Annotated in this window: 11 protein-coding genes; 3 read left to right on the top strand and 8 right to left on the bottom strand. The window is 50.2% G+C overall.

Features of this window, described 5'->3' with window-relative positions; all coding sequences use genetic code 11:
* Positions 1-11: 11 nt before the first annotated feature.
* The 5 genes from KPC83_RS01060 to KPC83_RS01040 are packed head-to-tail and all read right to left on the bottom strand — an operon-like array spanning position 12 to position 8016.
* The gene (locus KPC83_RS01060; protein WP_216278753.1) at positions 12-2894 is read right to left on the bottom strand and encodes an FtsW/RodA/SpoVE family cell cycle protein; all 2883 of its coding nucleotides are present in this window, start codon (positions 2892-2894) and stop codon (positions 12-14) included.
* Positions 2891-4774 (bottom strand): Stp1/IreP family PP2C-type Ser/Thr phosphatase, encoded by a 1884-nt coding sequence (locus KPC83_RS01055; RefSeq protein ID WP_253200939.1) that lies wholly within the window; start codon positions 4772-4774, stop codon positions 2891-2893. Before KPC83_RS01055 ends, KPC83_RS01060 begins: the two co-directional genes overlap by 4 nt.
* Entirely contained in the window at positions 4771-5184 is a 414-nt protein-coding gene (locus KPC83_RS01050; protein ID WP_216278752.1) for an FHA domain-containing protein, read from the bottom strand. Before KPC83_RS01050 ends, KPC83_RS01055 begins: the two co-directional genes overlap by 4 nt.
* Positions 5185-5188: 4 nt before the next feature.
* Positions 5189-6157, bottom strand: coding sequence for a DUF3662 and FHA domain-containing protein (locus tag KPC83_RS01045; protein WP_216278751.1), 969 nt, complete (start codon positions 6155-6157; stop codon positions 5189-5191).
* Positions 6154-8016, bottom strand: a complete 1863-nt coding sequence (locus KPC83_RS01040; protein WP_216278750.1) for a serine/threonine-protein kinase — start codon at positions 8014-8016, stop codon at positions 6154-6156. The genes KPC83_RS01045 and KPC83_RS01040 overlap by 4 nt, the downstream gene beginning before the upstream one ends.
* 179 nt (positions 8017-8195) lie before the next feature.
* Between KPC83_RS01040 and dnaX the strand changes: the two genes are divergently transcribed.
* Both dnaX and KPC83_RS01030 read left to right on the top strand, forming a co-directional pair.
* Positions 8196-10577, top strand: coding sequence for a DNA polymerase III subunit gamma/tau (dnaX, locus tag KPC83_RS01035; RefSeq protein ID WP_216278749.1), 2382 nt, complete (start codon positions 8196-8198; stop codon positions 10575-10577).
* 42 nt (positions 10578-10619) lie between these two features.
* Positions 10620-11726 carry a HemK/PrmC family methyltransferase gene (locus KPC83_RS01030; RefSeq protein WP_216278748.1) on the top strand — a complete coding sequence of 369 codons (1107 nt, stop codon included), beginning with the start codon at positions 10620-10622 and terminating at the stop codon, positions 11724-11726.
* A 118-nt stretch (positions 11727-11844) separates the two neighbouring features.
* On the opposite strand, the gene KPC83_RS01025 is transcribed toward KPC83_RS01030, so the two are convergent.
* Positions 11845-12795, bottom strand: coding sequence for an FAD:protein FMN transferase (locus KPC83_RS01025; RefSeq protein ID WP_216278747.1), 951 nt, complete (start codon positions 12793-12795; stop codon positions 11845-11847).
* Between the two features lie 154 nt (positions 12796-12949).
* Here KPC83_RS01025 and KPC83_RS01020 point away from each other — a divergent pair, with 154 nt between their 5' ends.
* Complete coding sequence (locus KPC83_RS01020; RefSeq protein WP_216278746.1) at positions 12950-15898, top strand: hypothetical protein; 2949 nt, start codon at positions 12950-12952, stop codon at positions 15896-15898.
* Positions 15899-16095: 197 nt separating this feature from the next.
* Here the strand turns inward: KPC83_RS01020 and KPC83_RS01015 are convergent, their stop codons facing one another.
* Both KPC83_RS01015 and KPC83_RS01010 read right to left on the bottom strand, forming a co-directional pair.
* Positions 16096-16374, bottom strand: coding sequence for a type II toxin-antitoxin system YafQ family toxin (locus tag KPC83_RS01015; RefSeq protein WP_216278745.1), 279 nt, complete (start codon positions 16372-16374; stop codon positions 16096-16098).
* A gap of 2 nt (positions 16375-16376) precedes the next feature.
* A complete protein-coding gene (locus KPC83_RS01010; RefSeq protein WP_216278744.1) occupies positions 16377-16667 on the bottom strand; it encodes a type II toxin-antitoxin system RelB/DinJ family antitoxin in 291 nt (96 codons plus the stop codon).
* Positions 16668-16731 lie beyond the last annotated feature (64 nt).

Raw genomic sequence — 16731 nt, 5'->3', positions numbered from 1 at the left:
GTCTATGCTCCTTACAGTCCCTGAGCCTCAAGCGCAGCAGCAATAACACGGGATGCGAGTGCTGCCGCTGAGACACCATGTTTATCGTAGTTTTCAACCATGACCGAAACGGCCAGGGTAGGTTGTTCGGCAGGGGCAAAGCCCACAAAGGCAGAGTTGACGTTAGTTGAAGAGGTTTCTGCCGTGCCGGTTTTTCCGGCAACATGCACGCCATGAACGGCAGCATCAGAACCCGAACCCTCTTCAACAACAGCAAGCATGCCTTCTCTAACCTGCGCAGCCGACTCGGCACTTAGAGCTTGTCCAAGTGTCCGCGGCTGTGTGGTCTTTATCACCGTACCCTCAGGCGAGAGAGTTTGAGACACCACAAAAGGACTCATGACAATACCGTCATGTGCAATAGCGGCAGCCATAACTGCATTTTGCAGAACCGTTGTTTGCGGACCGGGCGTATGACCTTGTCCAACGGGCTGTCCGGCACCTGCCCATGCCAGCTCCCACGTGCTCATCTGATTAGGGTCAGGCATGATAGATGGCGTAACCGAGAAGTCAGTTCCAAGCTCTTGCCCATACCCAAAGGCGCGAGAATATTGTACGAGCGTATCTGCTCCAACTTCGGTTGCTGCCTGACCAAAAACCGTATTTGCAGAATAGGCAAAGGCTTTGCGAAGGGTAATGCGTCCATAATCAGACGAACGGATATTGGTAACGTCTGCGCCACCAATTTCCATACTACCCGGTGCATCGTATTGCGTGTCAAGGTTAGCATGCCCGCTATCGAGAGCCGCTGCGAGCGTGATTACCTTATAGGTTGAACCGGGGGTATACAAAGCCTTAGTAGCTCGGTCAAACAACGAGGTATTGCCCCCTGCCTCAGCGTCGGCAAGCGAGTTTGCAATATCATCGTTGTTATACGTTGGCGCGCTTGCCCAAGCAAGTACAGCACCTGTTTGAGGGTCAAGCACCACAATGGCCCCCGAATAGCCTTCAAGAATGCGCTCAGCAGCAGCTTGAATCCTAGAATCAATGGTAAGCTTTACCGAATTACCGGGCTGTGTAGCACCAGCAAGTGAGTTGATAGCATTTTGCCAGCTTGAATAATCTTTCGCGCCGGTAAGTGTTTCGTTTTGCGAAGCCTCGATTCCAGCTGACCCAAAGCGCGTTGAGTAGTACCCTACCGCCATAGCAGCAAGGTTTCCGTTGGGATGTGTACGCATATAGGTACCATCCTCCTGCTGAACTGACTCAGCAAGCGTCACTCCATCAGAAGTAATAATAGAGCCGCGCTTAACATAAGCTGCTTTTAAGATGGTGTGATTATTGCCAGCCATGGCTTGATAATCGGCGGCCTTGATAACCATGACATAGGTAAGATTGCCAATAAGCAGGGCAAAAAGCACAGTAAACAACAAAACTTGACGGGTTAGACGATTAGCCAAGGCAACGCGTCCAAGTACCCCTGACTCAGGAGTATCAAGAAGTCGCTTGTGCATACGCGAGCCCACGCGCACAGGACCTGCTGCAACTGCACGTTCACGTCCCCCAAAGATGCGCGTACCAATGGCTGAGAGCCCCTGCGCATCAGCAGCAGAACTTGCAGCAATAACGCCGGTTCCCGTGAGCTCTGCCTCACGACCTGTTGCTTCATCGCCAGCGCGTAAAAGCAGCGCCACAATAATAAAACTCGCAAGCAGTGATGAGCCGCCTTGGCTCATAAACGGCAAGGTAACACCGGTTAAGGGAATAAGGCGTGTTACACCGCCCACAATCAAGAAAGCCTGAAATGAGATGGCAGCCGTTAAACCAGATGCAATAAATGCAGCAAGGTCAGACTTTGCACGCGCTGCCGTTGTAAGCCCACGCACTGCAAAAAGCATATACAACAACAAAATTGCTGCGCCGCCCAAAAGACCGGTTTCCTCAGCAATAGCTGAGAAGATAAAGTCTGATTCAACAACAGGAATGAGCGTGCTTAAGCCCTTGCCAATTCCCACACCAACAAGACCACCGTCTGCGAGCGAATAAAGTGACTGTACCAGCTGGTAGCCGGTGTTTTGTGCATCGGCAAAGGGGTTAAGCCAGGTATTAAAGCGAATTTGCACGTGCCCCAAGAAATGGTATGCGCCCAAGGCTCCAACAATCAACAGAAACATACCGATGATGATATATGCCACGCGCCCAGTAGCTACATAGAGCATGACAAGGAAGATGGTATAAAACAGCAACGCGCTGCCTAAGTCTTTTTCAAAAACTACCACTAACATGCAGATACCCCATACCACCATGAGCGGGGCAAGCAGCTTAATGCGCGGAATTTTAATGCCTAAGATACTGCGGTTTGAAATGGATAAGAGCTCACGGTTTTCTGCAAGATAACCCGCCAAAAAGAGAACAATGAGAACCTTTGCAAGCTCACCGGGCTGTATGGTGCCAACGCCTGGAATAGAAATCCAAAGTTTGGAGCCATAGATTTCAGTACCAATAAACATTGGCAAGACCAACAATAAGATGCCACCCGCACCAAAGCTATATTTATAGCGTTTAACCATGTCGAGGTTTTTAACCAGCGCAAGCGTGCCAACCATCAATGCGATAGCAACAAACAGAATTACCAGCTGAGCAATCGCAAGACCAGGTTTAAGACGGGTAACAAAGGTAATGCCTATTCCAGAAAGCGTGAAAACAATGGGCAAAATTGCAGGGTCAGCACCTGGGGCAAAAAACCGAACCGCAAGGTGTGCTGCTGCAAACGCAGCAAACAGGCCAATCGGCACACCGAGCGTTTCAAAACTAATCTCTCCACCTGTGGTTATGACATACATTGCTGAGAGCAACACAACAGGAAATGCAGCAGCTATCAGCAAGAAAAGCTCAGTTGTTCGACGACTTATCATGATGCCTCCCCAGAGCTTTCGGGGGCAGGAGTATTTGTTGGAGCTTGTGCAGGCTCGGCAGGCTGAGACGCAGCATCGTTGGCATTACCAGAACCATTCGAAGGAGTTTGATTGGACGAAGCTGCCTCACTGTTTTTTACCATCGCTGCTTGCTCGCCAGCGCGTGTTTGGTCTTCAAAAATTTGCTTGCGGTATTTAGACACCGTTTCTATGGCGCTCTCAACGCTTTCTTGAGGAATACCTTCGATGAGTCGATGCTGAGTATCTTCAGGCAAATCTTCAATTTCGACCGTTGAAACATCTTCAAGCTGGTGCAAACTCAGTCCAAGAAAATCATTGGGAACGCCATGATAAATAGCAACACGTCCGTTTTTAACACCTAAATAAACTGAGGAACTAAGTGAGAAAAACGTAATAAGCGCGGCAAGGAGAAGCAATATAGCAAGGGCGGCTACACCTGCAATAATACGTTTGCGGCGCTGCTTGCTTGCTTCCTCTGCCCTACCGTCATCAACTAAATCGACAACAACCACCGTAACATTGTCCGCGCCACCAGCAGCAAGTGCTGCATCAACGAGATTATCGGTGCAAATTTGAGCGGTAGCCGACTGCGTGGCAATACGTTCAATCTCGCCGTCAGAAATCATGCTCGAAAGACCATCCGAACATAAAATCAGGCGGTCACCAGGCTCAATACTAATCTGAAAATGATCGGCATACATTGCCGGATCAGACCCAAGCGCGCGCGTAATAACCGAACGATTAGGATGCACCCGCGCTTCATCTGCAGTAATCTCACCTGCAGCAACGAGCTCTTCTACATAGGAATGGTCGTTAGTGATACGAATGAGGCTTTCATCGTGCAGCAAATAGGCGCGAGAGTCGCCCACATGTGCTATAGCTACTAAGTCGTGCTCAAAGAAGGCAGTGGTGGCGGTGCAGCCCATGCCGGGTTTACCACGCCCATTGCGAGCCGCCTCAATAACGGCAGCATTTGCCGCTTCAACAGCTGCGCCAAGCATGGCAGCATCAGCTGTATGTGGTGCGGTTTTTGCAATGGTTTGCACAGCAATTGAGCTAGCAACCTCACCTGCAGCATGGCCTCCCATACCATCACATACGCAAAAGAGTGGAGACTGAACGAGATATGAATCCTCATTATGTGAGCGGATACAACCCACATCAGAGCGTGCGCCCCACATAAGCGAGGTAGTGGTTCCAGCATCATAGGTTGAATCGGCATCGATGAGCTGGTCATCGGTAATTGGCTCAAAGCTTTGTGTTGAACCTGGATTTTTGAGCTGCGCCTCAACGGCTTCAACATCAATCTCTGCGGTGTCGGCAGGTGAAACAGAGCGTGAGGATGATGTAGTGCTTTCAGATAGGGGTAGGTCAGAGGCATCAGTAGGGTCTGAGACTGACGATGCTGGATTGTTTTCAACCAAAGCAGAAGAGGCTGCATCGGCTGGTAGTGTTGAAGCATGCGCCGCAGCAGAATAATCTTCCTGTAAAAAGCTCGGGATATTTGAGTGCTCAGCTTGAAGAGGTGCCTCGTCGCTCAGTGCCGCGTCACTTAGTGCTTCGTTGTCTAGCTCCTCAGTGCTCACCAGCGCGTCAGTTACTTGATTACCCTCTGCCTCCTCCGAGCTCTCCGAGCTATAGGCGTCCTCTGCAATCTGAACTCCAGCCGGGGTTTCATCATCAGCACAAACTGGATGAGCCGTATCTTCAGGAAGCGCCACGGCACTCAGATGCTCAGCTGCCCACTCATCTGTCGGCGCTAGCCCACTCTCGCCGCTCAAACTATTAAACGATAGCTCAAGATTCTCATGCTCATCTACCATGTGACGCGGTTTCATATGTGATGTGTCGCCTGTCATCGGCGATTCACCTTCATGACAACATCACCAATCTGCACCTCATCGCCCTCGCGCAAACCAGCAGGCTCAACGAGGGGACGGCCGTTAACCAGCGTGCCGTTGAGTGAATTGAGGTCTTCTAAAATGAGTGCTGGGCCTTGTAGCGAAAAGCGTGCATGCGAAGCCGAAACAAAGGGTTCGTTAATGCAAATATCTGAGCTTGGCGAGCGCCCAACAATAACCGGACCGAGCATATCAACATGGATACCACGAATACCGCGCGGGCCTTTATCGACATCAATGGTCCAGATACCGCCATCGCGGCGTTGCCCCCGCACCAGTCCTACGCCCGTTTTCATAACAGAAAACAAAAATACATACAGAAGGACTACCAGCAGAATACGTCCCACAAAAAGAATGACATCAATCATGTACCTAGCCCCTAAACTCGAAGGTGCTCAGGCCAAAGGTAAGCAGGTCGCCGCTGCGCAGTGGGCAGCGAGTGATACGACGATTATTAACAAGAGTGCCATTAGTTGAGCGCAAGTCTTCAATACACCAGTCTGAACCTGTGTAGCTCAGCTCGGCATGGCGGCGGCTAACGTTAGGGTCGCGCAAAACTAGATTTGCCGATGAACGCTCGCGACCAATGATGCAACGCGCTTGCATAATACGATGTGCTTCGCCGGTCACCACATCAACGAGTTCTGCCAGCGGAGATTGCGGTGCTGGCTGGCGCGTTTGTGCCATACGCCCAGCAACACTTGTAGCAGCGCCTACTCCTAAGGCCGCCCCAGTTGCAGCTGCACCACCCATACCCGGGAGCTGGTCGCGCAACATTGTTTGCGGAACCGGGATAGGTGCGGGACTTGATGCAAACGATTCATCTGCAAAAGTACTATGCGATGCAAGCTCAGCGTGAGCGGGAGCATCTGGTGCTGATGTGTGAGGAGCAGCAAATGCCTCTGCAGAAGCGGCTCCAGCCTGTCCGGCTCCAGCCTGTCCCTGCTGATATGCCCGCTCTTCTTCATATAAACGTCCCAAGGTGGGAGCGTCAACGTTTTCGGCAAAAACTGAGAACTTCCCGCTTTTTAGGGACGGGTCAATCATAAACCGCACAAGTGGGTCACCTACAAAGGTATAGCGGCGTTTTTCAGCCTGTGCCTTTATCAGCTGATTTACCTCATGAGCAAGCTGTTGATAAAACGGAGCGAGCAACGGGTCGTCTTGTGCTGCAATTAACACGGTAAATAATGCCGGCGCAGTATTCACACCGTTTACCACGAGTGTTTGGTCTTCCATCTCACGTGCAGCTTGCTTTGCAAGCTTTTTGAGAGAAAACGGAGCCTGTGCCGAACCAAAGATTCCCGACACGCGATTTTCAAAGACACTCAGGAAGTTCACTGTAGGTCCCCTTCCCAGGATGCAGAACTAAAACCAAATGAATACGCATATATCCAAACGAGTATAGAGGAAAGACATGCTAGACCTACCCCAATTGGCAGGTCAAGCGTCGATGAGCCGGTAATTTCCATATGGTTTGCAAGAGCTGCCACCACTGAAATAAGTATAGCCGGCATACAAGATGCGAGGTAAAACAAGCCATGAGAACCAGATGTGTCAAAGCTGTGTGATGCTCGACGGCATACGGCAGAAAGCGCTGCGGTAGTGCTGAGTAGCCCAATTGCACAAATTAAAAACCGTGGCTCCATAATCATAGCAAGGGCATCGCTGTTAGTTAGGCTCCCTTGATGCGTGGCGGCCGCCATAAGACATGCAGCAAAAGGAAAAGCCGGAGCAAGGGCGCATGCTGTCAAGCTGGGCATAAGCCAATAGCTTATTGCCGGAAGTACAAGTGCTGCACCGAGGTAAGGTGCTCCTGGGACACAACTTGCAGCTGCAGCAAGTAAAAAGGCTGTAGCTACCTGTGCATGCGCACGACCCCACGTGAGCCACCAGGCAATAGCCAATGCAGAGGTTAAACTCGCTACCAAAAGAACTGATAAAAATGGAGTCTGAAAACTTATTAGAAGCACATGAACCATCAAAACAATGGCAGCTCCCAGCTGTGGTGCAAAAAAGCTTGCTATACCTAAAGCTAAACTAATACTGGCGATAGCTGGGGCACCGAGCTGCAACATTGACGCGTGACTAAGCATGAACGTCATAAGATAGACGGCCGCTACTCCACTTAAACCACGAGATAACTGCGCCTGAAACCCAGGCCAATGCGTGCCAAGAGCGCCTTGGGCAGGATTGATTGACACCGATGCCGCCTCAGACGCACCATCTTCCAGCTCGTCCTCAGGCTCATCTGATGTAAGACGTGCAATCATACGCTCAAGACTTTTGCGCCCTTCACGCGCCTTTCCAAGCGTTGCAAGATAATCGCCCAGGCTGCTCGATTCTGCGATGCGCGATTCAGGGTGAGGCGATAAACAACTCATAAGCGCATATTCCACGGTTTCGGGCATATCGGGAAGCAGCTCGTGTGGCGGGGTAACGCCAGCCTGTATGCGTTCAAGAGACTCAGGTGCTGTGGCTGCTCGAAACGGCGCAGCGCCACAAAGGCTTTCATAAAGCACGGCGGCGAGCGAAAAGAGGTCTGAGCGCTCATCAACCTCAAGACCCTCAATCTGCTCAGGACCCATGTAGCCGATGGTTCCACCACGCGCGCCACCAAAACCAGCCGCGCTTGCAAGTGAGGCCATGCCAAAGTCTGTAAGCTTGACATGACCACTGCGATCAATGAGCACATTAGCTGGTTTAATATCAAGATGGAGCACGCCGTTGCTGTGCGCATACGATAGAGCTTGTATGAGTGCATCGGCAATGCACGCAGCCTCATCATAGGTGAGCGAATGCCCATTAACTGCCTGTAAAAACTCCTCAAGGGTCATGCCGTCAACGTATTCCATAACAAGATAGGCATACCCTGCGTCATAACTAAAATCGATAACCGACACAATGTGTGGATGCTGCAACAAGCTGGCAGTACGTGCTTCGGCAAGTGCCATACCCATGTTTTGATGAAGCTCACCTGCCGCTTGCGCCGTGAGCGGCATACGCTTGATTGCAACACGCCGCTGCAAGCGCGTATCCAAGCAAATTTCAACGCTACCAAAGCCACCCGCTGCTCGCGTTTCGAGCGGGCGATAGCGATGCAACAGCGTTGTTGCAACAGTGCCTGCCGGCTCGGGCGTAGCAAGCTGAAGAGGTGCAGACGTCATCCGACGATTTCGATGTTGAGAAAACAACGGCATGAAATTATGGCGAGCCTTTCGTGGTGCAATTACGGTGTTCTTGAGGCTTAATTTCGCATTTTACCACGAATTGAAGCTCTTTTCATACAGGCGGCTATGAGCGCATACAGGCGCGGTATCATAGAACATTACTCGTGAGATATGCGCTTAATTGCGCTTGAACTTTGCAGGAGTTATTCATGGAATCGCTCTATCGTCGCTATAGACCGCTCAGCTTTGACAGTGTTGTTGGACAAGAACATATTGTGTCAACCCTTGAGCATGCGGTTACAGAAAACCGGCTATCGCATGCATATCTGTTCTGTGGTCCGCGTGGTACGGGCAAAACTACCATGGCGCGTATTTTGGCAAAGGCGCTGCTGTGCAAGAAAAGCGCTGAAACACCAGAGGGTATGGGGTGTATACCAGATGGCACCTGCCATGAGTGTGAAGAGATTGCCGCAGGTATTCATCCTGATGTTTATGAGCTTGATGCGGCAAGCCGCACCGGTGTTGACAACGTGCGTGAGGAGATTGTTAATTCGGTAAGCTTTGCGCCCGTACGCGGTGCCTATAAGGTGTATATCATCGACGAGGTTCATATGCTTACCACAGCAGCCTTTAATGCGCTGCTTAAAACCCTCGAAGAACCGCCCGCACACGTTGTTTTTATCTTATGTACAACCGACCCGCAAAAAATACTTGAGACTATTTTGTCGCGCTGCCAGCGTTTTGACTTTCATAGAATTGGCACGAACGATTTGATACAGCGCATGCGTTTTGTATGCGAGCACGAGGGATTTCAGGCGAATGATGAGGCCCTTGAATTGGTGGCGCATCATGCGCGTGGTGGAATGCGTGACGCACTATCAACGCTAGAACAGCTCAGCGTATTTGGTGCTGGTGAGATTCGTTTAGCCGATGCGCAGGCACTGCTTGGTGCTACCTCAGCATCAGTCTTGGGTTTACTGAGCCAAGCCTTAGCCGCGCGTGATGTTGCCGGTCTTTATAGCTTGGTTCGTGAACAGACTAAATCAGGTGCCGACCTTGTGGTATTAACCCGAGATTTGCTTGCGCATTTACGCGATGTGTATAGCGTTTTAGTAGCGGATACTCAAATTGAAGACTTACATACAGACGAGTCAAGCTATGCCGCAATGAAGGCGGAAGCTGCAGCATTTGAGTCTCCTGATAGACTGGCGCGCATCTTGGTGGCGCTCGACCATGCAGCGCTTGAGATGCGCGATGCAACCGATGTACGCTTGGTACTTGAGTTAACCTTGACTCGCTTGGCGCGTCCTGAAAGCGAGTTGACACTTGAAGCCTTAGCAGAACGTATTGCTAGGCTCGAAGCTCAGCTGGAGCGTGTATCAGCAGGTAATGTAGTACATGAGCAGACGCTGGCACAGACACGCGGTAGGGCGGCGGCGCAATGTGCGCCAAAAAATGCAATGCCAATACAGAATATGCAACCGACGGTCGAGCAAGCGGCTGGTATGTCTGTAGAGACGCCCGCGGTAGCTGCCGAGAAGCCTGTTAAGCAGACTCAACATACAGCAGCTCCGGTTGCTGAGCCAATTCCTACTGCTGTTCCCGCTGCTCCCATGTCCACCACGGCACCTGCTGTGACACTGGGCACGTCTGCACAGCGCGCCACAGCTTCAAAAAACACAGAACAGGATAATCGCCCCTATACCGCAGGTGCTCCTGATGCGCAAGCACGTTGGCGTGAGGTTGTCCAGCAAACAACAGCGGCGCAAGCCTCGCGCGGTGCCTTACTGCAACATGCGCAGCTCAGCTCCGATGATGGCGACCAGCTGGTAGTCACGCTTCCTGCTGGGTCAAACTTTGCACTAACCATGCTTGGCAGACCAGATTCGCAAGCGCTTATCCAGCCCATTGTCCAGCGCATTTTTGGCACACGTCAAGTGAGCTATGTCATGGCAGGTCAAGCCCAGGCAGATACAACTATCTCGGAAGCTCCTCCAGCACAAGCAGCTGCAACTATCTCGGAAAATCACCCAGTACAAGCAGTCAACTCTGCTCCGGTACAGGCAGCTACTCCTGCTCCCACAGCAGCTCCATCACCTGCAGCAACGGCAGCAAAAGCGTCTCACCCCGTCTCCGTGCCAAGCGCAACAACAGCAACAACGCCATCAACAACAACAGCAGCAGCACCAGCCTCGAAGCCTGCTGCCGCAGCTCACCCTGCAAAAGCTCCAACACTTACACCCCAACCGCCAGCGCACACAACGAAATACGATGAAGAACTACCGCCTTGGGAAAACCCCCAAGCCGATACTTCAACAGGACCAACCCTTGTTTCTGAGCCCCACGTTGAGGCAGACCGCGCAGCATGGGAAGATGAGTATGTCCCCTATGACGACGCAGATGTGGCGGTATTTGATGAAAACGTTGATGAAACGCCGAGTGCTCAATCAAGCTCTTTACCTGTTGCTGATTCTCCGGTAAACACGCATGAGCATGTTGGCTCCAACATAGAAGCGCCGCAATCAACAGATGATGCAAAGGCGCTTATCGGAGATATTTTTGGCGCAGGCGTAGTATTCAAAGAAGACTAGACTGCACCTACAAGGTATTTGTGCATATAAAGGAAGGTATTCGTGGCCGAAGTTTGGACAATTCAGCGCTGTTTAAGCTGGACGCAAACATATTTAGCGGAAAAAGGAGAGACAAAACCGCGTTTTCTCGCTGAATGGCTCCTGTCTTCTGTTACCAAAAAATCTCGTATTGAGCTATATCTCTCCTTCGACCAGCCGCTTTCAGCCGAAGAGCTCAAACTGATGCATACTTATGTTGTTCGATTGGTAAAAGGTGAACCCATTCAATATATAACGGGAGAAACTCAATTTCGCACGCTCACGATTGCGTGTCGTCCAGGCGTATTGATTCCACGTCCAGAAACTGAATTGCTCGTTGAAGAAGTGCTCAACTATCTTGATGGTAAAATTTTGCCTCAAACGCAGACCAACAAGGCAGTGTTGCCTTGGAACGCCGAGATTGAAGCAGCGCGTAAGGCAGAAGCAGCCGCAATAGAACAAACGCAAGCTAAAGATAGCTCTGCCGAAAACCTCGGCGCTGAAAGCATGAGCAACCATGATGGCACACCTGTGTGCAACGTAGACATAGCTCACACCGAGACCACCGTTGCCGCAGATGATGCAGACAAACAAAATACGTGTCGCATGGCGCGGGTGCTCGAAATTGGAACTGGCACCGGATGCATTTCGCTTTCACTCCTCGCTGAACGTCCCGGTCTTATTAACTGCGTAGCCACTGACATTGCACCTGCAGCCGTCGAGCTTGCAGCACATAATTGTGCAGCGCTTGAATTGAGTGGCAATCAATTTGACTTACGCGAAGGCGACCTTATTGAGCCTATTCGCGTAGATGAACAGGGTCAGTTTGATGTACTAGTATCAAACCCCCCCTACATTCCATGCAATGTCATGGACAAACTTCCTACTAACGTGAAAAATTATGAGCCTGAACTTGCTCTCGTCAGTGGGGTGGATGGCCTAGATATGTATCGGCGTCTCATTGATGTGGCACCTCAAATGCTTCGCTCAGGTGGCTTATTTATTTGTGAGCTATACGAAGATGCCTGTGAAGCAGCAGCTCAACTTTGTCGTGAGGCGGGCTTTGTTGACGTGCGGGTCATTGCAGACTTAACACAGCGTCCAAGGTTTGTTGCTGCATACATGTCCTAGTTTCTTTGAAGTTTGCAGATGGTTAGCAGCTGGTATGAGTAGTGCGCATGTAAAACTGAAATGCAGCAGTTTGCATGTGAGTATCATCAGCATAGTGAGCACCATCAACACATTGTACTTAGAATAACTGCCACACGGGCAATACCACACCAAAAATTGCTGCTGCCGTACGTGGTTCTCCAGAAATAAGACCAGGGCTTGTTATAATCAGCCCATCATCTCGAACAATAAGAAGTTCAAGACCTTCTCGTATCGCCATGCGGTACGCCTCTTTTGAACCCGCCAATAACAGTGTAGTAGAAAAGCCTTCGGCACGCATGGCTGATGAATCAATAACTGTCACGGATAGAATGTCGGTCTTTGCTGGATACCCTGTACTCACATCCACAATATGATGGTAGCGCTCTCCGTCTATTTTAAAAAAACGTTCAGATACACCGCTTGTTACTACGGCTAGTGGCCCAACATCAAGAATTGCCACTGGGCTTCCCGCTTGTGCTGGATTGTCAAGAACTACTTCCCAAGGAAACCCATCGCTACGCTCTCCAAAAATTGCAATATTGCCGCCCAAATTGACCATGCCACGCTCTTGACCTCTGCAAATCAGCAGCTCACGCATCTTATCTGCAATATATCCTTTCGCCGTACCGCCCAAAGTAATGCACGCCTGTGCATCATCAAGCCAAACCCGATTATCCCTGACGTGCACACCACGATAATTAACGTGCTGTTTTGCCTCTTCTACCATTGAAGGCGAAGGGAGTTGTGCCGTGTGATAGTTCCACAAACGGGCAAGTGGCTCAGCTGTAATATCAAAGCGCCCGCCCGACGCCTCGCAATAACTAAGCGACAACTCAAGTAGGTGTGCTACCTCAGGATGCACCTCAACCGGATAGCCGCCCGTATTATTGATGCGCGAAATATCTGTACCGTCAATAAACTCACTCAACAGGTGTTCGTACCAATGACAGAGTGTCTCGGCAGCGTGCAGAGCCTCAGCAGCACACTCTCCTTCCGCAGTCAAAAAGCACATGGTATCGCAGGCAAAAAACTCAAGTGTTGTAAACATCTCTCTCAATTCAGGAAGATACATCAGGAAATGAATAATATTGTTTATATGTTACCACTATTTAACTTTTACCTAATTTGTTAGATACGGCTTACAATATGTATCACTCTGTATCGTTAACAGAGGATAAGCACACTCAATTGAAGGAGGTTTCATGCACAACAGCCGAGCTTTTCGGGGTGCAATAGCTGCCGCTGCCATAGTTGCAGGCTTAGGAGCACCACTCAGCTTTGTACATGCAGATGACGCAATTGCCCAACCAGTGGCAATTGCCGAGCGTAGTGCACAAGAAGATGTTATCTACACCTATTCAGATAATTATCCTAATTTTGCGCGCCAGCTTGAAACAGCGATTGGCAAACATGCCAATGTTATTCGTATGACCACAGATGTAACCGAGTCTGGAACCATCACCTTCCCCGCCAGCATTACACGCCTCGAAGGCTATGGAAGATTTCCGTCTCAGCCTAAAATGGTTAATTTTGGTTATGCCAACGAAACCAATGTTGTGTTTGCCTCTGGATCAAATATTACCGTTGACCACATTAACTTTTACCGCTCGCCACGCCGGACAGATTGGGTTGGTGCCAACGTTAGGGTTGAGAAAGGTGCAACCGTTCGCTTTAGCAATGTTAACTTCTCTAATACACCTGTGATAAACGGTACCGCAATATTTGAAAACTGCACGTTTGAAACAGGCAAAATAGAGAATAACGGGTCTGCCACCTACACCGGCAACACAACCGAACCCACCAATACGGGCATACCTGCGGCGGATGTCTATGCACCACTTGCTTTGAGCGTTCAAGAAACTCAGCTTACTACTCTTGTTAAAGGCAGTGCTGCATCACAAACTGTTGCTTATACACTTGAGGGTACCAAAGCATCTAGCGCTACAGTAACTGCCTCTATCAGCGATACTGCCTCAGGTCTTACTGCCTCTGTCGTCCAAGGCCAGCTAAGCCTTGGTGGTACCGCGCTCAAAGCTGGCTCCTACACCATCACACTCACAGCGCACGTCACCAAAGATGACGGGCAAGAAGATAGCACATCTAAAGTGTTTACTATTTCTGTTGTTGAGCCCATTAAAGCTATTCTTGAGGGTGAACTCCAAGCATATGTTTCAGTAACAGGCAAATCTGGCTCACCTACCGCATCTCATTCACCCGCTATGCGGTCTGCAAGCGCGCAGCCGTTTATGATGCGCGCAAGCGCCAGTGGAGGTAGCAGCGGAAACCTATCTGCCAATACCGCAACTAATAAATTAACTCTCAAAGTTGCTGAAGGTGAAACTCCTGCAGTTGGTATTCTTGATTTCCAGCGGAGCAACCCCAACGCCAGAGTAAGCTTTGAAATTAGCCCTGCTGGCAGCGGCATGAACGCCTCGCTCATATATGACAAAGTGTATGTAAATGGTCAGCCTGATACACCCGGAACCTATCAGGTCACTGCGGTGGTAAGCGACGGTGTTCGCAGTGCTCGCTCAAATCCAATTCCATTGCGCATTTACAGTGGCAAAGAAAGTTTAGCTGAGCGCTTTGCACAGCTTGATAGTGCCCATAAAGATTGGGACATGGAACCCTACAGCATACCTACTACAGGCAATGCTGTTGTGCCCACTCATCTTGCAAATATCTACGGTAGCCACGAAAGTGGTGTCTATGGTCAGATTGGCAGTGGGGAGCGGGCATACGCCTCTGAAACCTTAACAATCCCCGCCGGTGCCAATGTCACCTTGCATAACATGAAAATCAACTCGAGCGTTCGCGTTATTGTTGAAAAGGGAGCCAAGCTCAAGCTCGTTGACTCAGTTGTTTTTGGACCGCTTGACGTGCACGGCACCTTATCTGGCGAAGATGCAACTACTACCAATACCGTAACCTTCCACGACGGCTCAACTATGGAAAACCTTGAACTTGATAGCTCAGCACACTATCTCACCGATGGCAATGCAGACGCCCCAACACCTAAGAGCCCTGTAGTTATACAAGGTGAGGTCAGCGTTCAGGGGGCCAACCTCATTCAAGCCGAGGAGGGCGCAGCTTCACTTGCTGGGCAAGACGGCATGCATCTTGAACGTGATGCCAAACTCAAGCTTGCAGAAGGCTCATCGCTGCTCGTTCAGGGCGGCCTTGTTAACCCCGTTTATGCCACGCAAGGCGGCAACGGTGTTGTCATGGCTGAAGGTTCAAGCATTACCGGCAAGGGTGCTCTTGACGCACGCGGCGGAAATGCAGCCCAAAATACTGCTGGTCGAGGCATTGACGGAACCGGTACCATTGATGTTGCAACACTCACAGCTCGGGGCGGAGATGCCTCTAACGCAGGCACAGTAACCGTTACCGGCAGGCTTGGCACCGGCGGTGACGCTGTTTCGTCCAACGTGGTTGTTCGCGCCGATGAGCTAAACATAGTTGCAGGAACCGGTGCCAATCCTGGCAGCAGTAGCGTAAACACAGCTGATGGCAATACCCCCGGTACCTCGAATGGTAACGAATCAGGAACGCAGCCTTTAGCTTCCTATACCGTAAGCTTCTATGTTGATGATAAACCTTATGGTGCCGTACAGACTATTAAAGAGGGAGGCTTTGCCCAAAAGCCAACTGACCCTCAAAAGCCCGGATATGTCTTTAAGCACTGGGTTATTGCACCAACAGACCGAGCCGCTGACGATATGCCGGTTGTTTTCAATTTTGCCACCATGCCGGTGAGCCGCAATCTTCGCCTCAATGCAGTATTTGAGGTAGCTCCTGCTACAGGTAGCGCCGAGCACACTAATCAACCTGAGGGAAGCGGTACTCCTAGCAACGGCGGACAACCTACAGCGAATAATACTTCTGCCGGCACTCCCAGCAATACGGAAACTGAGACAGAATCCACGGACAAACCCCATATAGATTCAAATCATCCAAACACGCTTAACTCTGGGTCAGGCTCTACAGCAGATAAGCAAAAGCATTTGAACAAGCCATCAAAGCCACGCAAGATGCTCCCTAAAACAAACGACATGAATGTATTTGCCAGCGCGTTTGCAGGTCTTGGCGGTCTTACTGCAACAATCGCGGGTGCCTTTGCAGCTGCAACACAGCGTCGTCGCTTCTAAGAACAGCCATGTCTTGCTTCTCCTGAACCTTGGTTATACGCTGGACCCATTAGACTGCTATAGCTAAGCCGCAATTATCGTTCTAAGCCTGAGGTGTTTTCTCATCTCAGGCTTTTTTGGTGCTAGTGAACAATACTGGTTGATAAATCTCGGCTTATAAGACAATAAAGTCACCCGTTTCCGAGCGACTTTATGACTTACATGTTGAATAAATCGGCATGTGTGCCTGTGCCGGCAGCAACAAGAATGAGCTGGTCTTTTTCGACCGCATAGATAAAAAGCCAGTCAGGCTGGATATGACATTCTCTAAAGCCTGCGTAGGAGCCGGTGAGGGCATGGTCTTTATACCTTGCTTCTAACGGTTCTTGGTTGAGAAGCTTTTCCAGAACCGCTTCAAGCAAAGCCAAATTATAGCCGCGTTTCTCGATGCGCTTATAGTCCTTGCGAAACTTGGATGTCGCGCGAAGCTCTAACATGATTATTCTTCAGCTTCCAGATCCAAGTCAGCAAAGAGCTCTCTGGCTGAACCATACGACTTGGCTGGAATCTTTCCTGAAAGAATATCGCGTGCTTCTTGCAGAGCTGCTTCGGTTTCTGCGTTATATCTGGGACGCTGAATCGCAAACGGAAAACCCTGCTCCATGATGGACTGATGCAAAAAGATGTTAATCGCATCAGTAACCGAAATCCCAAAGCTTTCAAAAATCGCCTCAGCATCCCGTTTGACCTGAGGTTCGATCCTGAGATTGATATTTGCTGTTTTAGCCAACTTAGCCACCTCCTGTTGCTTGTATTGTAACGCAAAAGTTAAACAAATGCAATCATTTTGATGC

Origin of the sequence: Collinsella sp. zg1085 (genome assembly GCF_018889955.1) — a bacterium.
Classification (GTDB): Bacteria; Actinomycetota; Coriobacteriia; order Coriobacteriales; family Coriobacteriaceae; genus Collinsella.
The sequence above is the reverse complement of the archived record's forward strand: the minus strand, read 5'-3'. Positions and strand labels throughout refer to the sequence as shown.